21 protein-coding genes are annotated in these 21,290 nt (G+C 65.0%); 4 read left to right on the forward strand and 17 right to left on the reverse strand.

Going from position 1 to position 21,290, the window contains the following annotated elements; genetic code table 11:
- Window positions 1–11: 11 nt before the first annotated feature.
- From K6T84_RS20285 to K6T84_RS20310, 6 genes are all read right to left on the reverse strand, one after another.
- A complete protein-coding gene (locus K6T84_RS20285; RefSeq protein WP_329786782.1) occupies window positions 12–845 on the reverse strand; it encodes a thioesterase family protein in 834 nt (277 codons plus the stop codon).
- A 14-nt stretch (window positions 846–859) separates the two neighbouring features.
- Window positions 860–1,690 carry a PaaI family thioesterase gene (locus K6T84_RS20290; protein WP_329786783.1) on the reverse strand — a complete coding sequence of 277 codons (831 nt, stop codon included), beginning with the start codon at window positions 1,688–1,690 and terminating at the stop codon, window positions 860–862.
- Window positions 1,687–2,427, reverse strand: coding sequence for a FadR/GntR family transcriptional regulator (locus K6T84_RS20295; RefSeq protein ID WP_329786784.1), 741 nt, complete (start codon window positions 2,425–2,427; stop codon window positions 1,687–1,689). The genes K6T84_RS20290 and K6T84_RS20295 overlap by 4 nt, the downstream gene beginning before the upstream one ends.
- A gap of 108 nt (window positions 2,428–2,535) precedes the next feature.
- On the reverse strand, window positions 2,536–3,678 hold the full coding sequence (locus K6T84_RS20300) for an acyl-CoA dehydrogenase family protein (protein ID WP_329786785.1): 1,143 nt from the start codon (window positions 3,676–3,678) through the stop codon (window positions 2,536–2,538).
- A gap of 13 nt (window positions 3,679–3,691) precedes the next feature.
- Window positions 3,692–4,654, reverse strand: coding sequence for an acyl-CoA dehydrogenase family protein (locus tag K6T84_RS20305; protein WP_329786810.1), 963 nt, complete (start codon window positions 4,652–4,654; stop codon window positions 3,692–3,694).
- Window positions 4,655–4,671: 17 nt separating this feature from the next.
- Entirely contained in the window at window positions 4,672–5,877 is a 1,206-nt protein-coding gene (locus K6T84_RS20310; RefSeq protein ID WP_329786786.1) for an acyl-CoA dehydrogenase family protein, read from the reverse strand.
- Between the two features lie 114 nt (window positions 5,878–5,991).
- Here K6T84_RS20310 and K6T84_RS20315 point away from each other — a divergent pair, with 114 nt between their 5' ends.
- From K6T84_RS20315 to K6T84_RS20330, 4 genes are all read left to right on the forward strand, one after another.
- Entirely contained in the window at window positions 5,992–7,482 is a 1,491-nt protein-coding gene (locus K6T84_RS20315; protein ID WP_329786787.1) for an aldehyde dehydrogenase family protein, read from the forward strand.
- Between the two features lie 8 nt (window positions 7,483–7,490).
- Window positions 7,491–8,702 carry a CaiB/BaiF CoA transferase family protein gene (locus K6T84_RS20320; RefSeq protein ID WP_329786788.1) on the forward strand — a complete coding sequence of 404 codons (1,212 nt, stop codon included), beginning with the start codon at window positions 7,491–7,493 and terminating at the stop codon, window positions 8,700–8,702.
- The gene (locus K6T84_RS20325) at window positions 8,702–9,655 is read left to right on the forward strand and encodes a VOC family protein (RefSeq protein ID WP_329786789.1); all 954 of its coding nucleotides are present in this window, start codon (window positions 8,702–8,704) and stop codon (window positions 9,653–9,655) included. The genes K6T84_RS20320 and K6T84_RS20325 overlap by 1 nt, the downstream gene beginning before the upstream one ends.
- A gap of 99 nt (window positions 9,656–9,754) precedes the next feature.
- On the forward strand, window positions 9,755–10,378 hold the full coding sequence (locus K6T84_RS20330) for a cysteine hydrolase family protein (protein ID WP_329786790.1): 624 nt from the start codon (window positions 9,755–9,757) through the stop codon (window positions 10,376–10,378).
- 5 nt (window positions 10,379–10,383) lie between these two features.
- Here the strand turns inward: K6T84_RS20330 and K6T84_RS20335 are convergent, their stop codons facing one another.
- From K6T84_RS20335 to K6T84_RS20385, 11 genes are all read right to left on the reverse strand, one after another.
- Window positions 10,384–10,881: an enoyl-CoA hydratase-related protein gene (locus K6T84_RS20335; RefSeq protein WP_329786791.1), complete on the reverse strand. Its 498-nt coding sequence runs from the start codon at window positions 10,879–10,881 to the stop codon at window positions 10,384–10,386.
- Window positions 10,878–11,186 (reverse strand): enoyl-CoA hydratase/isomerase family protein, encoded by a 309-nt coding sequence (locus tag K6T84_RS20340; protein WP_329786792.1) that lies wholly within the window; start codon window positions 11,184–11,186, stop codon window positions 10,878–10,880. Before K6T84_RS20340 ends, K6T84_RS20335 begins: the two co-directional genes overlap by 4 nt.
- 28 nt (window positions 11,187–11,214) lie before the next feature.
- Window positions 11,215–12,120, reverse strand: a complete 906-nt coding sequence (locus K6T84_RS20345; RefSeq protein ID WP_329786793.1) for an SDR family NAD(P)-dependent oxidoreductase — start codon at window positions 12,118–12,120, stop codon at window positions 11,215–11,217.
- 9 nt (window positions 12,121–12,129) lie between these two features.
- Window positions 12,130–13,257: an acetyl-CoA hydrolase/transferase C-terminal domain-containing protein gene (locus K6T84_RS20350; protein WP_329786811.1), complete on the reverse strand. Its 1,128-nt coding sequence runs from the start codon at window positions 13,255–13,257 to the stop codon at window positions 12,130–12,132.
- Between the two features lie 26 nt (window positions 13,258–13,283).
- Window positions 13,284–14,423, reverse strand: a complete 1,140-nt coding sequence (locus K6T84_RS20355; protein WP_408066153.1) for an acyl-CoA dehydrogenase family protein — start codon at window positions 14,421–14,423, stop codon at window positions 13,284–13,286.
- 30 nt (window positions 14,424–14,453) lie between these two features.
- Complete coding sequence (locus K6T84_RS20360; RefSeq protein ID WP_329786794.1) at window positions 14,454–14,681, reverse strand: hypothetical protein; 228 nt, start codon at window positions 14,679–14,681, stop codon at window positions 14,454–14,456.
- Between the two features lie 17 nt (window positions 14,682–14,698).
- The gene (locus K6T84_RS20365) at window positions 14,699–15,850 is read right to left on the reverse strand and encodes an amidohydrolase family protein (RefSeq protein WP_329786795.1); all 1,152 of its coding nucleotides are present in this window, start codon (window positions 15,848–15,850) and stop codon (window positions 14,699–14,701) included.
- Between the two features lie 120 nt (window positions 15,851–15,970).
- Entirely contained in the window at window positions 15,971–17,110 is a 1,140-nt protein-coding gene (locus K6T84_RS20370) for an acyl-CoA dehydrogenase family protein (protein ID WP_329786796.1), read from the reverse strand.
- Window positions 17,107–18,597 (reverse strand): class I adenylate-forming enzyme family protein, encoded by a 1,491-nt coding sequence (locus K6T84_RS20375; protein WP_329786797.1) that lies wholly within the window; start codon window positions 18,595–18,597, stop codon window positions 17,107–17,109. Before K6T84_RS20375 ends, K6T84_RS20370 begins: the two co-directional genes overlap by 4 nt.
- A 127-nt stretch (window positions 18,598–18,724) precedes the next feature.
- The gene (locus tag K6T84_RS20380) at window positions 18,725–19,954 is read right to left on the reverse strand and encodes a cytochrome P450 (RefSeq protein WP_329786798.1); all 1,230 of its coding nucleotides are present in this window, start codon (window positions 19,952–19,954) and stop codon (window positions 18,725–18,727) included.
- Between the two features lie 20 nt (window positions 19,955–19,974).
- The gene (locus tag K6T84_RS20385) at window positions 19,975–21,129 is read right to left on the reverse strand and encodes a thiolase family protein (RefSeq protein WP_329786799.1); all 1,155 of its coding nucleotides are present in this window, start codon (window positions 21,127–21,129) and stop codon (window positions 19,975–19,977) included.
- Window positions 21,130–21,290 lie beyond the last annotated feature (161 nt).

The raw sequence follows: 21,290 nt of genomic DNA on the forward strand, positions 1-21,290 counted from the left end.
AACGCTCCGCTTCATCCGGGCAGCATCGATGGGGGCGGTGCGAATCCGGGGTTGGCCAGTGCGGTCGCCATCCCACTGCCGATGGGACCCTCACGGTCGAAAATCGTTGCGACGCCGGTGGCGACCCCCGACTGGCTGTAATGCGTGACCGCTGCCAACCCGATGTGGACGCCCTTCGGCAGGCGGCTGAGGGTCAGCGTGTAGTCGGCGTTGACGAATTGCAGCCCGGCCGTGCTCCAGTTGGTCAGCGAACTGGTTACGTCGGCCGCCATAGCAGCGCGCGTGAACGGGGTGAGCTCCTCGTCATCGACGAGAAGCTTGGTTTCCCGCACCCACGCGAACTTTTGACCGTTGTGCCGCCATTGGTCGACTCCCACGCCCGGACTGCCGTTGACGGGATCGCGGCCGTAGGAGTGAAGGAGCATCGGGAGGTCGTCAGGCAGCACTTCGGGCTCTTTCGGCATGTCGGGCATGACGATCGGCGAAGTCCACACAGTAGCCGTGGTGTGCTCGCTGCGAGGGAGAAACAGTGCGCTGGCGCGCGCCACCATGGTGCCCTCCTGGATCATCACCGCGTCGACGAGCTGCAGGCGGCGTCCCCGACGGACTACGTGGGCGTCGACCTGCAGAGGCTGGGGTGCCACCGGGCGGAGCAGGTCCACAGTCAGCCGGGCAGGCTGCAGATCGGGATCGCTGACCTGCTGTTCGACGGCGCGGCCGAGCAATCCGCCGACGTAGTTACCGCTCAGCTGCGGGCCCCAGGGCCCCCGCGCCAGCCGCGTGGGGTGATAGACCTCGCCGTCAGCGACGAAAAAACACGCCGGCGTTTCTGCGGAGGGTTTCACTGAAGAATTTCGATTCAGCGGTAGGCGGTGACCCGTGCCGTGATTGCCACCTTGCCGTCGTCGCCGACCGCCTGCGCGTCGCCAACCGCGGTCCGTTGGCCCATCCGCATCGGCGTGCCGATGTAGCGGGAGTTTTCGCCGGCGATGAAAGGGCGTAGGAAGTTCACCCGCAGCGACGCCGTCCGGAGCAACCCGTCGGCGGGTTGCTGATTGATCGCCGCCGAAGCGGCTAACTCCAAGCCGGCCGCCGCCACGCCGCCGTGCATGATGCCGATATCGTTGTAGAGGTTGGGATCAGGATGTTGCTCCAACACCCGGAGGCTGTCATCGAGCGAACGGGGCCGGATCGCCATCAGATCCGAAAGGCTCGTCTGTGCCGTCCGCACCAGTGAGTCCGGCGGCCGATCGCCGATGAGGTCGCCCGTGGGAATGAAGAAGGACCGTACCGTTGCACCGCCGAGAAGTATCTCACCGCAGGTCAGGGTGCAGATTGACAGCGAGGTCGCACCGACCGGACCCAGTGGCCGCGCGCTGGCCACCACCGAGGCGTCGTGATCGCCGAAACCGTCGACGCTCAGTTCGACCGACAGCTCGCTCGACACGGTCCACTGATCAGGGCGGCGGCGATAGTGATTGACCATGCCGCCTGCGGCGTCGACCAGAATCGCCAGTGGGCCGATGCTGGGTGCGTCGGTGAAAGGATTGCGCAGCCCCGACATCGGCATGGACATCACCGCTATCGCATCGGCTGGATTCTCGTCGAGAAACTCAATCCCGAACCGGGCTTGGATCGTGTCGGGCGTCTCGGTGTCCTGCCGGGCCACTCGTTCGTCTGTACCGGTCATTCGAGAAGATCGACGACCGTTGACAATTCGGACCCGGTCAGCACGAATTCCTCCGCTTTCTGCAGATGCTTGCGCCACAGCTCGCCGGCCTTCTCGCTGTCACCAGCCTTGATCAAATCCAAGATCATCCGGTGGGTCTTTGCCGAGCGGCGGACTGCCTGCTCGGCGCGTGTTCCCTTGGTCGGCTGCAGTGAGCGGTTCGCCTTCTCGATGATGTGATGCAGCATGTCGCTGACGATCTGCAGGGTCTTGCCGCCCGACAGACGTGCGATGGCCGCGTGGAAGTCGGTCAACTGGTCGACGGCCTCGCTACCCGGCTTCAGCTGCGCCTCGCGTTCGACGATCTCCTCGAGTTCGGCGATCACGGCCGGATTGCGATCCTTCGCGATCTGCACGACCATCGGCGTTTCCAAATTGACGCGGGCATCGTAAACGTCCTTCACCGTCACGCCCTCGTACTCGAGGATCAGGCCGGCATAGCGGGCGAGGGTCTCGCGTCGCGGTCGCGTCACCCGGGCACCGCCGCGTACGCCGCGCTGCACTTCGATCAGCGACTCCGATTCCAATACTCGGAACGCTTCGCGCAGAGTCGGCCGGGATACGCCGAACTGTTCCATGAGCTCTGATTCCGGCGGCAACATCGTACCTTCGGGGATCTCACCGCGAATGAACATCCGGCGCAGCACCGTGGCCACCCGATCAGCCATCTTCGGTTCCCGAAGACTGGTGACCTCCATAATCGACCTCCACCGGTAGATACCTTCAATCAGCTAACTATTTGGGAGGTTAGCTGAATTTCTGCGGCCAGTCGGGAACCTCCGGCCGACGAGTGAGCAAGGTCATGCCTAATACCCCATCGACCGGCCCATCAGATCCTTCATGATCTCGGTGGTCCCGCCGTACAGGCGCTGCACCCGAGAATCCCGCCACAGCCGGGCCACCTCGTATTCGTTGATGTAGCCGTAGCCGCCGTAGATCTGTAGGCAGCGGTCCATGATCTCCCACTGGACTTCGGAGGTCCACCATTTGAGTCCGGCGGCATCCTGGTCGGAGAGCTCACCGTCGTTGAGCGCCAGGATGCACTGGTCCAGGTAGGTCTGGGCCGCATCGAGCTTGGTCTGCATCTCGGCCAGGAAATGCCGGTTCACCTGGAACTTGCCGATCGGTTGTCCAAAGGCTGTCCGCTCCAGCGCGTAGACCTTGGTCAGCTCCAGGGCGCGTCGCGCGGCCGGTAGCGCATAGCACGCGATGCCCACCCGCTCGCTGGGCAGATGCGACACCAGGTGATAGAAGCCGCGGTTGAGCTCTCCGACGAGGTTCGCCTTGGGCACCCGCACGTTGTCGAAGAACAGCTCCGCGGTGTCGGCGGAATACTGCCCGATCTTGTCCAGCTTGCGGCCACGGGTGAAACCCTCCATGCCGTCCTCGATCATCAGCAGGCTGACGCCCTTGTGTCGAGCCGACGGGTCGGTCTTGACGGCGGTGAGCACCAGTTTGGATAACAGGCCATTGCTGATGAATGTTTTCTGGCCATTGACGATCCACGCGTCGCCGTCGTCGCGCGCGGTGGTCTTGATCCCCGCCAGATCCGAGCCCGCGGCCGGCTCGGACATCGCGATCGATCCGATGTACTCGCCGGTGATGAATTTCGGTAGCCAGCGCTCCTTTTGTTCCTCGGTGGTCAGGTCGTTGAGATAAGGCACCAGGATGTCGTTCTGGACGCCCAGACCGATCCCGACCGAACCGGTACCGAACATCTCCTCGGACACGATCTGGTTAAACCGGAAATCGGTGACGCCTAACCCGCCGTAACGCTCGGGCAGTGCCCAGCCGATCAGTCCGTGTTCGCCCGCTGCCAGCCACGCCTCCCGGCTGACTTTGCCGTCGCGCTCCCACTTTTCGGTGTTCGGGGCGCATTCGCGTTCGAAGAACGCGCGCGCGGTAGCGCGGAAGTCGTCATGAACCTCGTCGAAAATATTGCGGCGCATATTCTTTCCCTAGTTAGTCTTCGGCCCGGGTGACGATTGCGGGTAACGGGCGGCCGGGAGCGTAGATGTCGAACAACCGCTCACCCAATAGCGCTTCTAACTGAAGGTAGGACCCACACAGCGAGTCGACCTGAAATCCCCGGGTGACATATCGGTGTAGTTCGTGCTCGGCGGTCAGGCCGATCGCCCCGCTCACCTGCAGTGCCGCATCGGCAACCGCGCGGTGCGCCCGACCGGCCGCCGCCTTGGCGGTCTGCGCCGACAGTCTGCCGCCGTAGCGCCACGATTCGCCGAGTAGTGCCCGCGCTCCCTCCAGGACGGCCGACGCATCGGCCAGCGCATGTCGCGGCGATTGGAAGGAACCGATCGGGGCACCGAACTGGACGCGGACCTTCACATGATCGACCGCGATCCGAAGGGCCTGATCGGCCAGCGCCACCAGCTCGGTCGCCAGTGCTCGGTGCGCAGCGGCGATCGCACGATTCCATTCGGTGGAAGCGTCGACCAGTGCGACGTCCAGCGGCCCACTCACCTGAGTCCAGTACGCCGACGGGTCGAAGGTATCCAGTCGTTGCCCGGTCAGCCGGTCGGCCTCGATGACGCCGATGGACACTGCTCCCATCGCACCGGAAACCGGGACGACTAGGCGGCCGTCGAGCGGACCTAATACGATGCCGGCCACTCGGTCGCTGTCGGAGCCGGGCGTATAGCCCGCGACGAGGTCTGGCAGCACAATGCCGTCGACCGGCTCGTCGAGCAGCGTCGCCAGTTCTGCCACCATCACCCGGTCCAGGCAGTCGGTGTGCGCCAACGACCTTCCCTGGGCGCGGAAGAGCAGCTGGCAGGCCTCGATCGGATATTCGGCCTCGATGTCTGACCAGCCGAGTTCGGCCAGTCGCGGTCCGACCGCTACGTGTTCGCCCGCATCCTTGGCGGCGAGTTCGTCGAATAGCCGGAACACGGCTTCTTCGACCATCGGCCACGATTCGTCAGTCACTGACCTCGCCTCTCCTTCGGTAGACCCAGCAGGTGGTCGGCAATAATGCCGCGCTGAACCTCGGCCGTGCCGCCCATGATGGTGGCCGCGCGTGAGTACCACCATTCCGCCCGCCTCGTGTCCAGGTCTGCACTGGCTTGCCCGGCGATCATCTGGCCGCGTCGTACGTCGAGGATCAGGTCATTGACCTCCTTTTCAGCGCGGCCAAACAGCAGCTTGTCAATGCTGCTGTCCGCGCCGACGGACTCGCCTCTGGCAAGTCTGCGGACAGTCGTTGCGGTGCGCGCCTGAGCCGACACCACGTCGATGTAGACGCGCGCGAACCGTTCGCGTTGCGCCGCTGAGGCACCGCGGGTCACCATGTCTTCGCGCAACCGGCCCAGCTCGGTGAGCACCTTGGTCAGCACCGCGTAGCCGTACATGCCGCGCTCGAACTGCATCAGGTGCATCGCGACGCCCCAGCCGCCGCCAACGTCGCCCACCACCCGCTCCCGCGGAACCTGGACGTTGTCGAAAAACACTTCGGCGAGCTCGCGCCGACCGCTGGCCAGAGCAATCGGGCGAATGCTGACACCAGGTGCGTCGGCGTCGACCATCATCATCGTCAGCCCCCGATGCCGGGCCTCTGGCGTCCCGGTGCGCACCAGCACCAGCAGCCGGGTTGCGGTGGGGCCCTGGCTGGTCCAAATCTTCTGGCCGTTGACGACGAAACCACCAGCGCCGTCGTCGACGGCGCGGGTGCGCAGCGTTGCAAGGTCGCTGCCCGCCTCCGGCTCCGAGAAGCTTTGGCCCCACCATTCGGCGCCGCTCAGGTAGCCGGTCAGGTACTCGGCCGCAAGGTCCGGCGCGAACTTCAGCAGCGCGGGGCCAAGTGTCTCCAGGGTCCAGTGCTGGGCCGGTACCGGCAGCATGGCGTAGCCCAGCTCTTCGTAATAGACGGCACGGTGAATCTCGTCGCCGCCCAGACCGCCCGCGGTCTCTGGCCAGCCGTAGCGGTTCCAACCGTCCGCGTACAGGCGCGCCAGCACCCGGGCATCGTGGGCCAGGCCATCCTCGGCCGTGCTGAAGGCCGCGGTTCGCCATTCATCGGCCCAGTCCAGATCGCGGAGATAACGTCGCAGGTCATGGCGATAGAGAGCGACCTGCGACACATAGTCGTGTTGACGGCCACCGTGGACGGTGGCATCGACTGGGGCGGACATCTGTACCCCTTTCATCGTTTCGGAGATGAGACCCCTTTGGGCCGAATCAGCTAAACAGTTATCTATAAGGGGTACGATAGCGCACGTCGACACTTCTGCGAGAAGGAGTACCAAATGACCGCTGCTCCGGTCGTCGCGCCAAGCGTCCAGTTCAACCCGGAGTCTCGGCTCTACATCGACGGCGAGCTGCGCGAATCCACATCGGGCGCCACCGTCGACAACATCAACCCGGCGACCGAAGAGGTCCTGGGCGTGGCCACCGATGCCAGCGGTGAAGATATGGAGAGAGCGATCGCCGCCTCCCGGCGGACCTTCGACACCACCGACTGGGCGACCAACCGGGAATTCCGCCAGCGTTGCCTGCTGCAGCTGCATGAGGCGGTGCAGAAAGAGAAGGAGAGCTTCCGCGCCGAACTGGTCGCCGAGGTCGGTGCACCGCTGTCGTCGACCTACATCGCCCAACTCGACTGGCCGGCCGCTGACGCCATCCGCTGGCCGGCCGAGTTCATCTCCGAGTTCGGGTGGGAACGGCCGCTGCCCCAGGACGCCAAGCTGGGCACTCCTTACAACCGTGTCGTGGTCAAGGAGCCGGTCGGAGTGGTCGCGGCGATCACGCCCTGGAATTTTCCGTTCGAGATCATCAGCAACAAGCTGGCACAGATCCTGGCCACCGGGAACACCGTCGTCCTCAAGCCCGCGATGGAGACGCCGTGGAGCGCGCTGCGGTGGGGCCGCCTGATCGCCGAGCAGACCGAGATTCCTGCCGGTGTGGTCAATATCGTGCCGACCACGGACTTGGAGGTATCGAGCCGGCTGCTCGACGACGCGCGGATCGACATGGTTTCCTTCACCGGTTCGACCACCGTTGGCGAGCTGATCCGGGAGCGGTCAGCCAAAGCCATGAAACGGACCTTGCTCGAACTCGGTGGCAAGTCGGCCTACATCGTGCTTGACGATGCCGATATGTCGGTCGCGCTGCCCGGGTGCATGGGTGCGCTGATCCACTCCGGCCAAGGCTGCGCGCTCGCCACCCGCGTGCTGGTGCCACGTTCGCACTACGAGCAGGCCGTCGAGGTCGCCACCGCCACCTTTGGCGCCATCGGTTGCGGCGATCCGGCCGATCCGACGAACTTCTGCGGGCCACTGGTCTCGGCAAAACAACGTGGTCGGGTGATGGAGTACATCGAGATCGGCAAGCGGGAAGGTGCGCGGCTCACCGTCGGGGGCGCCGCACCGGCCGGACTCGACCGGGGCTACTTCGTCGCGCCGACCGTGTTCGCCGACGTCACGCCGGAGATGCGGATCTTCCGGGAGGAGATCTTCGGCCCGGTCATCACGATCACCCCGTACGACGGCGACGACGAGGCTGTCGAGCTGGCCAATGCCAGCAGCTACGGCCTGGCCGGGGCCGTGCATGGGTCCAATGATCGGGCGATGGCGGTGGCAAGACGGCTTCGCACCGGCTCGGTGATGATCAACAGCGGCATGTACTACGGAGCCGACTCCCCGTTCGGCGGCTACAAGATGTCCGGCGTCGGCCGGCAGAACGGTCTCGAGGGCTTCGAAACCTACACCGAGACCAAAACCATCGGTTACTCCGACTGAAGGAACACATGAGCGACATTCTTAGCGGGATCCGTGTTGTTGAACTGGCCGCATGGACATTCGTCCCGGCGGCAGGTGCGGTGCTGGCGGACTGGGGCGCCGACGTCATCAAGATCGAACATCCCGAGACCGGGGATCCGCAACGTGGCCTGATCAGTTCGGGCATCGTCACCGGCGCGGGGGGAGTGAACCACTTCATCGAACAGCCGAACCGCGGTAAGCGCAGCATCGGTCTCGACACCTCCAGCGCTGAGGGGTTGGAGTTGCTGATGAAGTTGATCGAAACCGCCGACGTGTTCGTCACCAACCTGCTGCCGGACTCGCGGCAGCGGATGGGTGTCGACCTCGAACAGGTACGGGCCCGGAACCCGAAGATCATCTACGCTCGCGGTCACGGTTACGGCACGAAGGGCGACCTCGCGTCACAAGGGGGGTTCGATCTGGCCGCCTACTGGGCTCGGGGCGGGATCGGAGATGCCTACGGCGCCGGGGATGGCTCCTACCCGCCCATTCAGCGGCCTGCGTTCGGCGACTCCTACGGCGGACTGGCCCTCGCGGCGGGCATTGCGGGCGCACTGCTCAAACGTGAGCGCACCGGCGAGCCGTCGGTTGTCGACGTGTCACTGCTCAATGCGGCGATCTGGCAGCTCGGGCCCGACATCGTCGGCGCCGGCGTCACCGGCCGGGACATCCCGAAGTTCCAACTCGATGACATGCCCAATCCGGCGGCCAGCATCTACAAGACCCGCGATGATCGCTTCATCGCGTTCGTGTTGTTGCAGGCTGACCGGTTCTGGTCGGATTTCTGCACCCGGCTCGGGCGAACCGATCTCGTCGACGACCCGCGGTACAACGATGCCGCGACGCGCTTCCAGAACCGCAAGGAGTGCATCGCCGAGCTGCGCAAGACTTTCGGCTCGCAAGACCTGGCGCACTGGGAGAAAGCGTTTGAGGGGTTCGATGGGGTGTGGGACATCATGCGCACCGCGCACGAGGTACACAGCGACCCGCAGGCGATCGTCAACGGCTACCTGCCCCGCACCACCGACGCGAGCAATAACGAGTTCGCGCTCGCGGCGAGCCCGGTGCAGTTCGACGAGACTCCGCTGGAGCTGGTGTGCGCGCCCGGGCACGGCGAACACACCGACGCGCTGCTGGCTGAATTGGGTTTCAACGAAGACGAGATCATCGACTTCAAGATCAAGTCGGTTGTTCTGTAGTGGTCTCCGAGGATCTCGCGCGGCGCTTTCTCCACGTCAACCTCAACTGCGGATCCCTGGACGCCACCGAGCGCGTCTATTCCGGGCACCTGGGGTTGTCGGCGCGGATGCGAACTGACCCCGACGTCGCCACGGATGGCACCATCCTCGGTCTCGACGGCCAAACATACTGTGCCACATCGTTTCTCTATGATGCTAGGGGTGGTCGCTCCGGCTGCGCGCTGGAGGCCATCGAGTACCACACGCCGGCGCTGAAACGCGATCCGAGCACCGATCCCGTTCGCCCGGGAATTCGCTCGACGCTGTTCGTCGTGGACGATCTGGAGGGCATGGCGGGTTCGCTGCGCGATGCCGGGATCGTCGTCGGTGATCCGGTGGCCGGCCTGATCAGCGGCACCGAGTCGGTGCTCATGCTGGACCCCGATGGTGCGGTGGTGGAACTGACCCAGGCTCTTGCCGATTCCGGCGCGTCAAAGGGAGCCCTGTTCTCAGGCATCAGGATCGCGGCAATCGATGCGGTAGCCACCGGAGAATTCCTGACGGCCATCGGCTTTGTGGAAGTCGAGCCGCCTACACGGGTTCTGGTGACCGGTGCGCAACTGGCACCCGACGGATCCGCTGAGGCATTGGACTGCCTGGTGGCTCGCTACGTGCTGCCCGAGGACGGGAATCAATTCGGCCTGACGGTGGTTGCGCACCCTGGCGCGGGTCGCGAGCCGGTGCCGTGGGGCGGCAATCGCCAGGGTCTCTACCGCTGTGCTCTGCGTGTCGAGAACGTTGAGAAGGCGTTGTCTGAGCTACCGGGTTTCATTGAGCCGCAAGGAGAGCCGGTGTGGTGCCCGTTGCCGGGGACCAAGATCGAGGGTCTTTTCATCGTATTTCTGCGCTCACCGGACGGCGTAGTTTTCGAGTTCGTCGAACGCCCACTGGAGCATTTCGGCAAGCGAGGTTGAGCCGGGACCTCGAAACGACGAGGCTGCGCGACGGGCTCACCACAGGGATCGACTGGATGCGCGGTCTGGGACAGATCGACGCGCAGGAGGAGTGCGTACATGAAACTTGCCGAACTCATCGACCCGGCGCACACCGCCGTTGTCGTGTCGGAAATGCAGCGCGGCATCATCGGTGACCTCGCCGCGCCCATCATGCGGCCGCAGGCAACGGAGGTGCGCGAACGCGGGGTTATCGACGGGTTGCGCAGGCTGATCGACGGGACCCGGACCAACAAGGCGCGTGTGGTGCATGCAACGCTCCAGTTCCGTAAGGACCGGGCCGGCATCATCATCAACACGCCGCTCATGGCCGCGATGCTCAAGGACCCGGACTACCTTCTCGTCGGCTCCGAGCAGGCAGCCGTGCTGCCAGAACTCGATGTGCGCGAAGAAGACATCATCGCGGCCCGCATTCACGGCATGTCCGCGTTCAACGGGACCGAACTGGACCCGATCCTGCGCAGTCTCGGAATTCGCACGTTGATCATTGGCGGGATCTCGCTGAATGAGGCGATTATCGGCATGGCGATCGAGGCCGTGAATATCGGCTACCGGATCGTGATTGCGCGTGATGCGGCGGCCGGGTTCCCCAAGTCCTTCCAGGAAGACATGTTGAGCTACGCCTTCTCGCTGCTCGGTTCGGTGGTCACGGTCGACGAGATTCTGGCGGCCTGGAAAAGTTAGTCGCGTCAGGAATCGGAAATAGCGTCGCGTGGGAGACGCCCGCCGCCGAGGAGAGCCACGCGGTGGTCCCGCGCGTCGCGCATGTCTTCGAGTACGGCCATGAGGTCGGCGGCCTGCGTGATGTGCTGACGCATCCCCATGCCCTCCCACGCCCGCAGCAGCAGTGACTTGGTGGCCTGCAGCGTGGATAGCGGTGCGCGGGCGATCTGTGCTGCGGTGCGCTCGACCTCGTCGTCGAGGTTCGCGCGCGGCACGACCCTGTTGACAAGGCACATCGCCAGAGCATCGGATGCGTTCAGCGTCTGCGCCGTATACAGGTACTCGGCGGCGCGTTTGTAGTTCATCAACACCCAGGGCTCGATCATCGTCTCCCCACCGGGAAAGCCAAGCGCCTGGACCAGGGGCATCTGGAAATACGCATCGTCGGCGCAGATCGTCATATCGGGTAACAGCGCCCAGTACGTCCCGCCGCCGAGCGCGTATCCGTGGACCTGCGCGATCATCGGTTTCGGAAACTCCTACAGCCGCAAGGTGGGATCCACGAACAGCTTTCTGCTGCCCTGCCAGTTCTTCCCCCGCGCTCGACCGCCTCGTCGAACTCCTGATACGCGCCGGGCTTCATGACATGACCGGCGCAGAACCCCTTGCCCTTGGCCTTGAGAATGACCACCTTGATGTCGTAGTCGTACCGAGTGCGGTCGAGGCATTCGTCGACCTGCTGCACCATTGCGCTGGATTGTGCGTTCGCCTGCTCCAGGTTGTTGAGCACGATTCGGGCGATCGGTGCCTCGTGCTCGTAACGGACCACGCCTAGATCTGTGCTTCTCATCAAGTCCCTAGCTCGTAGGCAGCGGGCCAGCCAGGCCACGCGGGAGCGTTCCCCATAGCCAGCTGACCGCCTGCCCGATCTCGGAGAATTGCAGGCTGACACCGTCTTTGGCGTGGTAGCGTTCCGCGGATTCGCTGAAGCCGGTGATCCGGCTGAGTCGGTGGCCGTTGATACGCAGGATCTGCCCGGTCAGCCACGACGACTCGGGTGATTGCAGCCAGGCGACCACCGCCGAACTGCGTCCCGGATCGAGCGCGGGGTCGTCGGCTGCGGCGCCGGCGAAGAAATCCTCGCTGATCCGAGTCACTGCCAGCGGCGAGATCGCGTTCGCCGCAACTCCGTAGCGCCGCATCTCCAAGGCCGTGACGATGGTCAGGTTTGCGATGGCGGCCTTGGCGGCGCCGTAGGCGCTTTGGCCGATGTTGCCCCACAGTCCGGCACCGGACACCGTGTTGACGATGTGCCCGTCGATCGGGCTGCCGGCCTTGGCCTGGGCGCGCCAGTAGTCGCAGGCGTGCTTGGTGACGGCGAACGTACCCTTCAGGTGCACGGCGATCACCGCATCCCAATCGGCTTCTGTCGCACTGGTGATCATCGCGTCGCGGACGATACCGGCGTTGTTGACCACACCGGTGAGCGTGCCGAATGTGGTCACAGCGGTCTGCACCATGTCGGCGACGTCATCCCAGGATGCCACCGAGCCGGTGTGAGCAACGGCCCGGCCGCCGGCCCGCTCGATCTCGCTCACCACCTCCGCGGCCGGACCATCGGCGCCGCCGGTGCCGTCCCGGCCGACACCCGGGTCGTTCACGACGACAGCGGCTCCCTGAGCGGCCAGCTGCAGGCAGTGTGAGCGACCGATGCCGCGACCCCCTCCGGTAACGAGGACGACGCGGCCGTCGAGTTCGGTCATGGTTCTCCTTCAGTCGAAGAGTTCGGTGATGAGCTTGCGCCGTTGTGACCAGTCGGCGCCGCGCAGATCGGCATAGCCGGATTCGGTGACGATCAGGTCGATGTCGTGCGCAGGCGTAGAAGCGGGACGGCTCAACTGCGTGACCAGCGGTGAGCGTCCGTTGACCGTCGTGGGGACCGCGATGATGGATAGCCCGCCGCAGCTCATCCGCGCGGCCGCACAGTAATCGGGGTGCCCGCCGATACCGCCGACCACTTTTTGGCCGATCCCCTCGACATTGACCTGGCCGACCGGGTCGATCTCGAGAGCGGTGTTGACTGCGACGAACGGCGCACCGCGCGATAACCGGGTCGTGTCATGGCTGTGGTCGATACCGCGCAGGATCGGCCGGCCATCGGCCCACTCGTAGAGCACCTCGCTGCCGAGCAGGTAGGTCGCGGACGGCATGCCGACGAGCAGGCCCCGGTTGTCGAGGTCGACGACTGCATCGGTCAGCAGTCCGGTGTCGATCCGCAGCGGCATCTGTGCGCGGCGCAACAAGGCGGTGCCCAGCTGGCCGGGGCCGTACTGCAGCCGCGCGCCCTCAGGGACGAACCGCAAGACCGCATCGGCCAGTGCGTTGTGAATATCGTGGGGCTCCTTGCCCGGCACCCGGACCGGTCCGTCAACGCTGCGCGCAATCACTCGTACCCTTGACGGGTCCAGGGGCGCCTCGGCGCTCGCGGCGGGGGCAGTCGTGTCGACAATCCCCAACACCGGCACACCGGCCTCGACGAGCTGGCGTTGCCACGATACCTCGGTGCCGAACTGCAGCAGCCCTTCTCGCTCAACGAGTTTGGTGATCAGAACGTCCGGGCGAAGTGTCCCGGTCAGCGATGCGGCTATGCCGGCCAGGCTGGTCGGCAGGTACCGGGCCGAGGGGCTCTGCAGTACCGCGCGAACACCCCACCCCGGCATCAACGCGACGACTTCGGTGAAGGCGTCGGGATCCAGGCCGTCCAACGGCGCCGGCAGCCAGCCCAGCACCAGCCGCAGCGAGCCGACACGGCGCGCGAGCGCACTCAGCGCCGCGGCAACCGACGTCCCGTCATCCAGACAGCGCACCGCGCCCACACCGTCACCGAGCGCCACCGTCATTCCGGGGCGCAGGACGTCGTCCAGCTTCACCGTGGTTCTTTGGGGAGGCCCAGCACTCGCTCGCCAAGGATGTTGCGCTGAATCTCGCTGGTGCCGCCCAAAATGGTCTGCGCCCGGCCGACCAGCATGTGGTGCACCAGTTCGTTGTCGGCGGGGTCGGCGCAGGCGTCGGTCCCGAGCACCTCGGTGGCCAGGTCTCCGAGGTCGCGGTCGGTCTCCGACGTCATCAGTTTGAGGACCGAGAACTCCGGTGACGTGAGGTCACCGGAGTCGATGGCACGTTGCCAGGTGAACCGCAACAGCCACATCCGGGCCCAGAGCTTGGTCATGGATCGGGCCAGCACCGGATCCAACAGGTTGTGATCGCGTGCCGCTGCGATCATCCGTTCGTGCAGCCGGAACATCGAGACCGCCTGGGAACCAAGCGTGAGCCGCTCGCGACCGAGAGTGACCAGCGCAATTGTCCAGCCCTGCCCGACGTCGCCGATCAGCGCGTCGTCGGGAAGTTCGGCGCCGTCGAAGAACACCTCGTTGAACTTGCTTTCGCCGTCCATTTGAACCAGTGGGCGCACCGTGACGCCGGCCGTGTCCATCGGGACGACGAACATCGACAGCCCGCGGTGCTTGTCCGGCCCGGTACGTGCCAACAGCAGACCGTAGTCAGCCGACGCCGCGGCAGAACTCCACACCTTCTGTCCGTCGATGCGCCAGCCGTTCGCGGTGCGCTCGGCACGAGTGCGGACTGCAGCGAGGTCGGATCCCGCACCGGGTTCGGAGAACAGCTGGCACCAGAGATTGTCGCCAACCCGGATCGGCTCAAGAAATCGGGCCTTCTGCTTATCGGTACCGAATTTGATCAGAACCGGGCCGACCAGATCCGCGCCAGTGATATTCAATTGACGGGGCACGCCGGCGCGCGCACATTCTTCAGCGAAGACGGCTTGGAACGCCACCGTGGCATCGGGGCCACCGAACTCGCGTGGCCAGTGCAGGCAGGTGTAGCTGTGGTCGGCGAGGTAGCGATGCCATTGCTGCCCGGGACCTACGTCGTCCGCGGTCGGCGTGGGGCCGTAGTTACGCAGTCCGGCGGGTTTGGGTGCGGTTTCCAGAAAGGCGCGAATCTGGGCGCGTAGTGCGTTGATGTCCTCGGTCTGAACCGACATCATCACTCCTTGGTTGTCGAAGACAGGCCGAAATTACTTCCCGTCGAGGTAGCCGTCGTATTCCCCCTGGACCGCTTCCATCGCGCCGAGGCGGCGCGCCAGAAGTGAGATCTCGGAGTCGTCGGCGTTGGCGGTCTTGAGATCGTCCAGCTGAGCTTTGCACCGACCGATTTCGACGGCGAGTCGTTGCCTTGCCTCGTCTTTGGTCAGCAAATCCTGATCTGCCCAGTCGGAGACCGGGAGCTGCTCAACGTGGTCCACCTCGTCCTCCCCGGCGGTCACGCCGCCCGCGGGAAGTTGTAGAACTCGCGGGCGTTGAGTTCGACAATCTTGTGCACTTCGTCGTCGGGCACATCCTGGAGTGCTTGAGCGGCTCGCTCGCGGCTCTGCGGCCAGAACGAGTCCGAATGCGGGTAGTCGCATTCCCAGGTGATCTTGTCGACGCCGATCGTGTGCCGCACCTCCACGCCGAAGTCGTCCTCGATGAAGCAGCCGTGAATGTGCTTCTTGAAAAGGTAGCTCGGCGGGTGGTCCTGGTTGATGTTGTTGTAGAATCGGTGTTTGCGCCATACGCTGTCGCAGCGCTCCAGGATGTAGGGGATCCATCCGATTCCGCCCTCGGACAGGCCGATCTTGAGTCTCGGGTGGCGATACAGGGTGTTGGAGAACAGCCAGTCCGTCATCGACGTCATCGACATCGTCCCCATCAGCGTGATGAACACCGCAAACGGTGCATCGGGAGCGATCGGCGGCGGGAAGCCGCCGGACCCGAAGTGCTGAGCCAGCACCATGTCGGTCTCCTCCATCGCCGAGAGCACCGGATCCCAGTGATCGGAGTGCACCGACGGCAGTCCCAGCCGGTCGGGCAGGTCAGGGAAGGTCACACACTTTGCGCCCTTGGCGGCGACCCGGTGAATCTCCTTGACGCTGGTCTCGACGTCCCAGAACGGCAGCATGGCGACGGGAATGAACCGGTCGGGTGCGGTGGCCGCCCACTCGTCGAGGTGGAAATCGTTCCATGCCGCCGAACACAACTTGGCCAGTTCCTTGTCCTCGCCCTCGGCGAACACCGCACCGGCGAACCGCGGGAACGACGGGAAGCAGGTCATGGCCTGCACGCCGTCGATATCCATGTCGGCCACTCGGGCCTTGGGGTCATAGCAGCCGGGAATCATGTCGTCGTAGCGCACCGGCTCGATGCCGTACTCCTCGGGCTTCTTACCGGCGACGGCATTCAGTCCGATGTAGGGGTAGATGCGTCCCTCGTATTCCCAGACCTGGCACATTTGGCCGGTGTCGGGACGTTCCCATTCGATGATCTTGGGTCCGGCCTCCAGATACCGCTGAGGCAGTCGGTCGCGCCACACGTTGGCATGCTCGATGAGGTGATCGTCGACGGAAATCAATTCCATCCAGGGCTGCAGCGGCACGAGTGCCTCCTCGTGTGGTATCGGAATTCTGCGAAAGAAAACGTAAAACATTTAGTTATTTACCTGTGATACTAATCATCTGGTCGGGCGTCGGGCAAGCGGACGATGGCCGGCAGCGGCTCAGAGCGGCGCGGCTACCGCCGCGAGCCGGTCCCAGTGCTGTCCGGGCGTGCCGAACAGCACCTCGTCGGTGCGGGCGCGGCGCAGGTAGAGATGAGCGGAGTCCTCCCAGGTGAAGCCGATGCCGCCGCGGATCTGGATGTTGGCGTGCGCGGCATTGCGTAGGGCCTCGGAGCAGACCGCCTTGGCCATGCTGGCGCGCCACCCCGCCTCGCTGGCCGTTTCCCCCGCCTCACCACTGACCGCCTGCAGGGCTGCCTGCGCCGCCGAACGTGCCCACTCAAGGTCGACCAACATGTCGGCGCACTTGTGCTTGATGGCCTGGAAGGTGCCGATCGGGCGGCCGAACTGTTCACGGGTGCGCGCATAATCGGTGGCGATCTCCAGCACTCGTTCGCACGCGCCGACCTGCTCGGCGGCCAAAACCGCCAACGTCAGAGTGACATTGCGTTCGATCAGGTCCCCGACGGGGCCCTCGACGGTCAGCCGCGTCGCCGAAGCCTCGGAGAAGGTGATGGTGGCCATCGGACGGGTGCCGTCGAGCACCCGCTCCGCTTCGATGGTGATGCCCTCGGCCGTCGGGTCCACCAGGAATAGCGCGGGCTCGTTGTCGGCCATGGCAACGACAACCACATCGTCGGCAGCCGTGCCATTGAGAACATGGCGGACCGCGCCGTTGATGCTCCAACCAGCGCCGCGGCGGCTCGCGGCCAGTGTCACCGCACCGTGATGCCACAGTCCACCGTCGTCGGTAATCGCGGCTGCTGCGGTTCGTTGGCCGTCAAGTAGACCGGACAGGCACTTCTCCGTGTCGGGATCCCCCTCGCGGACGCCGAGCAGCAGACCTGTCGCGAGCACCGTGGAGGCGACGAACGGAACCGGTGCCAGCGCGCGGCCGAGTTGGTGGGCAACCACGCCCAGTGCGGGGGCGCCATAGCTGGCGCCGCCGAGCCTCTCGGGCAAGGCGATCGCTGCGACCCCGACCTGACTGCACAGCACCTTCCACAGGCCGACATCCACGCCGCCGCGCTGGTCGCAATAGGCCACGGCGCGAACCTGCTCCTCCGGAACGAAACGATCGCAGGCGGCGCGCACCGACTGCGCTAGCTCCTGACGCTCATCGGCGGATAACCCCGTCATCGGTTTCCTCCTGCAATGTGTTGGGCGAGTTCTGACTTCGCCACCTTGCCCAGTCCCGTTAGGGGGAACTCATCGATGATGACCAAACGCTCAGGCCACTTCTGCTTCATCAGTCCGCGTGCGTCGAGGAAGGCGCACAGCTCGCCCAGGGTGACGTCGCGGTGACGGCGGGAACGCCGGACCACCGCGCACACCAATTCGCCGCGCAGCTCGTCGGGTTGACCCAACACCGCGACTTCGTCGACCAGCGGGTGCGCCAGCAGCTCGTTCTCGATTTCGTCGGGCGCAATGTTCTCGCCTTTGCGGATGATCAGTTCCTTCGTGCGGCCGGTGACCACGATCCGACCATCGGGCCGCAGGTAGCCTTGATCGCCGGTCCGAAACCAGCCATCCGACGTCGTGGTGTCGGCCCATTGCTGGGTGTCAACATAGCCTGGGGCTAGATTGGCCCCCCGCACCTCAATCTCATCGGTTGGACTGATTCGGACGGCCGCGCCGGCAATCGGCGGGCCGGAGCTGCAGCTTTGCTGTTCTTCGGTGTCGGAGCTTTTGCTGACGCACACCATCGCCGCCTCAGTCATGCCGTATGCATGCACGATCGGGATTCCCATGCAGTCTCGCACTCGTTTGTGCAGTTCAGGCGGACAACTCGCGCCGCCACCAATCAGCATTCGCAGCGATGGAACCAGGGGTTCAGCGCTGCCTGAGGCCAGCTGCGCCGACAGCAGCATCTGATAAAAGGCGGTGCTCGCCCCGGTAACGGTGACGTGGTGCCTGGCGAGCAGCTCGGGAAGGTCCTCGGCGACCTTGGGGATCATCACCAATGGCATGTCAGCCAGCAGGGCGGCAGCGAGGTAGACCATCCCGCCGATATGTGCGATCGGAAAGACCACGGTTCCGACCTCGCCGGGGTGGTCGCCGAGGCCCAGATGCGCGGCGAATCCGCGAGCCGCAGCCAACAGTGTGGCATCCGAGTGCCGCACCCCCTTAGGCTGCCCGGTGGTGCCGGACGTGAAGTACACCCATCGGGAATCCTGGGCCGAACGCTGACCGGCGAGCTCCGGATGCGGCCTCCCCGGCAACGCCCGCAGCCGATCGACAAGGTCGGCCGGTAAAGCGACGACCCGAGCCCCGGCCGGTGCGTTAGCGGCCGTCGACTCGTCGACCACGACGACGTCGGCCCCCGCAACATCGCAGGCCGCGGCCACCTCGCGTTCGCGGTACAGGTGCAGTATTGGCGCCTGGGTGACGTCGCTGCGAGCCAGCGCCAACATCACCAGTCCCGCAGCTATATTCGACGGGAGCTGCCAGGCTACCGTCATTCCGCGGCGGATCCCGGCCTCCCACAGCCAACCGGTAGCGGCGGAGGTCAGGACGGCAACGTCGGCGATGGTGAGTGTGTTGCCGGCGGTGTCGTGCAACAGCGGCCGGCCCGGTCGTGCTGAGGCTGACGTGTCAAGCAGCCCGGCGATGGTCCCAGCCGTCACCGCTGTGCCTCCTCACTTTTTACAATAGCTATAACTATTTAACCAATTTGGGCGATGAAACTCCAGCCGCTGCGGCCCGCGCTGCGGCGGGCTGCAGTGAACACGCCGGTGGTCGGGGGCGCGACCACTACTCCGCGTTGCCGATACGGGTGCCGGGGGTGAATTTGATGGGTAGTTCGCGCACCGCGTAGACCTCGCCGGCGTCCTCGAAGAAGGTTGGTTCGCCGGCGAGTTCGAAGTCGGGCAGCCGTTGCAGGACCTGACTGATCAGTACTTCGAACATCATCTTGGCGTAGTGCGAGCCCAGGCAGCGGTGCATGCCAATTCCGAATGCCATGTGTTTTTTGGCGTTAGCGCGCGACAGGTCCAGCGTGTCGGGGTCTTCGAACATGGCCGGGTCGCGGTTGGCGGCTGCCCACATCAGGATCGCCCGATCCCCCTCGCGCAGCGGCTGGCCGTGGAACTCGGCGTCGCGGGAGACGGTGCGGGCCAGTCCGAGCGTGGGCGTGTAGAGCCGAAGCAGCTCGTCGGTGCCCTTTTTGATCAGGCTCGGGTCGGCGATGAATTGTTGGCGCAGTTCGGTGTCGCGGCAAAGGCGCAACAGCACATTGCCGGTGAACCCGCTGGTGGTGTCCATGGCGCCGAGCATCATCAGGACGGTGTACATGGTGATCTGGCCGTCATCGAGCGGTTCGCCGTTGAGGGTGCCGCGCAGGATGTCGCTGAACAGCTCGTCGCGCAGGCCTTCGGCGCGCCGCTGTTCCATGTGCTTGACGATCTCGCCGAACATCTCCATCCCGGCCACATTGGCTTTCTCCGGGTCATGGGCGCGATCGTGCACGGTGCTGTGCACCCAGTGCACCCACTCCATGGCCCGGGATTCGTCGAACTCCAGCAACCGCAGGATCAGGCGCGCCGGCAGCGGTGTGGTCAGCTCGCCGACCACATCGCACTGGCCGCGTTCGATGAAGGCATCGATCGCCTCGGTGGCCATCTCTACGGCGGCGGCCCGGAACCGTTCCGCAGCCCCGGGGGAGAACCTCCGCAACGTTGCCTCGCGCAACTCCTGGGTCTCCGGGGGGTCAGATTCGATCGGAAGGATCGGCAACGGCAACTCGCTGGCTGGCACTCCCACCGACGGATACGAGTTGAACAGGGCGTCGTCACGGGCTGCCTCGAAGACCGAAGCGTAGTCCGTCAACGCCCAAAAGCCGTCGTGGTGCGACGAGTGCGCCACCGGACAACCCGATTCCCGCATCCGACGAAATGCCCCGTGCGGATCCTGGCGGAATTCGGCTGAATGATGGTCAAGGTCCACCTCGGCGCGCGGCCGCGGTTCGCTCCGGGTGTCGGTCATCGACTGCTCCTTGCGTTGGTCTACCTGCTCAGGATTGCGACTGCTGCGGTTCCCGGCGCCCCGTAGAGCTGGGCCAGCGCCACGCGCGGATTGTTGGGTACCTGCCTGTCACCGGCGGTGCCGCGTAACTGGTGTACCAATTCGTAAACTTGCCGCAGGCCCGATGCGCCGACCGGTTCACCGTTGGCCAACAGGCCGCCGTCGGTGTTGATCGGTAAGCGACCGCCGATTTCGGTGGCGCCGTCGGCGAGTAGTGCCTCCTGTTCACCGTCTTTGCACAACCCGGTCTCGGCCATGTGGATGATCTCCGATCCTGAGTCGGTGTCCTGAAGCTGGGCGATGTCGATGTCCTCGGGTCCCACGCCGGCCTGCTCGTAGGCGGCCTTGGCGGCCTCCGCTGTGGTCCCGGACGCTAACGGCAGCTCGATCGATGTTCGTAACAGCTCGTAGGCGCCGTCCCGGCGGCTGCGCAGCGCAGTGGAGCGTAGATAGATCGGTGTGTCGGTGTACTGCTTGGCCACCTCGGCGCGGCACACCACCACGGCGGCGGCACCCTCGTTGGGGTTGCAGTACATGTATTGGCGCAGTGGGGCGTTCACAACCGGCGAGTCGAGGATCGCTTCGGCACTCATCGGTTTGCGGCGCCAGGCGTGTGGGGCCAGGGCGCCGTTGGAAAAGTTCTTCGCGGCGACGCGGGCCAGCGCCTGTTCGGTGACACCGTGGTCGTGCATGTAACGCATGATCTTGGTGCCGAAGTAGTGCGTGGTCAGGAACATGCCCTGATCGCCGTACCACTGTGGCAGTCCGGAAACCGACGGGTCGGCACCGAACGCGCCGCGTGGATGCTTGTCCAGCCCGACGCCGACGGCGATGTCTGCCTCACCGAGCTGCACATCGCGGGCGGCGAGGGTCAGCAGCGAGTTGCCGGTGGCGCAGCCACTCAGCGTGGCGCGTGCCGGCACTCCTGTCATGCCGACCAAGCCTGTGACGGCCTCCGGGTTGGACACCTCCAGGCTGCCGGCGTACAGACTGCCCACATCGGCCCAGTTCACACCGGCATCCCGCAGTGCTCTGTTGATCGCCACCGCGCCCATGTCCAATGCCGATCTGCCCTCGTAGCGGCCGAAGGGGTGGAGTCCGACGCCAATGATCGCGATGTCGGGCTTGCTGCTCATGGGGCTCCTTTCGGGCGTCCAGGCAGGTCATGAGCCTGCTGGCCGCGCCGGCACTTTGACTTCGGTATCGTTAAGTCTATAACTATATATCGGATTAGGTGCAAGGGTTTAGAATCGCCGCATCGCCTCGAGCTGGGCGACTGCGGGCGTTGCGAGTGAGG

Origin of the sequence: Mycobacterium zoologicum (genome assembly GCF_020181635.2) — a bacterium.
Lineage (GTDB): Bacteria > Actinomycetota > Actinomycetes > Mycobacteriales > Mycobacteriaceae > Mycobacterium > Mycobacterium zoologicum.

Bases quoted from the DNA above. Each gene is read 5' to 3' on its own strand.
- K6T84_RS20315 (WP_329786787.1), top strand. From the start codon at position 5,992: ATGACCGCTGCTCCGGTCGTCGCGCCAAGCGTCCAGTTCAACCCGGAG.
- K6T84_RS20300 (WP_329786785.1), bottom strand. From the start codon at position 3,678: ATGCGCCGCAATATTTTCGACGAGGTTCATGACGACTTCCGCGCTACC.
- K6T84_RS20380 (WP_329786798.1), bottom strand. From the start codon at position 19,954: ATGACCGACACCCGGAGCGAACCGCGGCCGCGCGCCGAGGTGGACCTT.
- K6T84_RS20385 (WP_329786799.1), bottom strand. From the start codon at position 21,129: ATGAGCAGCAAGCCCGACATCGCGATCATTGGCGTCGGACTCCACCCC.
- K6T84_RS20320 (WP_329786788.1), top strand. From the start codon at position 7,491: ATGAGCGACATTCTTAGCGGGATCCGTGTTGTTGAACTGGCCGCATGG.
- K6T84_RS20295 (WP_329786784.1), bottom strand. From the start codon at position 2,427: ATGGAGGTCACCAGTCTTCGGGAACCGAAGATGGCTGATCGGGTGGCC.
- K6T84_RS20290 (WP_329786783.1), bottom strand. From the start codon at position 1,690: ATGACCGGTACAGACGAACGAGTGGCCCGGCAGGACACCGAGACGCCC.
- K6T84_RS20370 (WP_329786796.1), bottom strand. From the start codon at position 17,110: ATGACGGGGTTATCCGCCGATGAGCGTCAGGAGCTAGCGCAGTCGGTG.
- K6T84_RS20305 (WP_329786810.1), bottom strand. From the start codon at position 4,654: ATGGTCGAAGAAGCCGTGTTCCGGCTATTCGACGAACTCGCCGCCAAG.
- K6T84_RS20355 (WP_408066153.1), bottom strand. From the start codon at position 14,423: ATGATGTCGGTTCAGACCGAGGACATCAACGCACTACGCGCCCAGATT.
- K6T84_RS20345 (WP_329786793.1), bottom strand. From the start codon at position 12,120: ATGACCGAACTCGACGGCCGCGTCGTCCTCGTTACCGGAGGGGGTCGC.
- K6T84_RS20310 (WP_329786786.1), bottom strand. From the start codon at position 5,877: ATGTCCGCCCCAGTCGATGCCACCGTCCACGGTGGCCGTCAACACGAC.
- K6T84_RS20335 (WP_329786791.1), bottom strand. From the start codon at position 10,881: ATGATCGCGCAGGTCCACGGATACGCGCTCGGCGGCGGGACGTACTGG.
- K6T84_RS20350 (WP_329786811.1), bottom strand. From the start codon at position 13,257: ATGACGGTGGCGCTCGGTGACGGTGTGGGCGCGGTGCGCTGTCTGGAT.
- K6T84_RS20330 (WP_329786790.1), top strand. From the start codon at position 9,755: ATGAAACTTGCCGAACTCATCGACCCGGCGCACACCGCCGTTGTCGTG.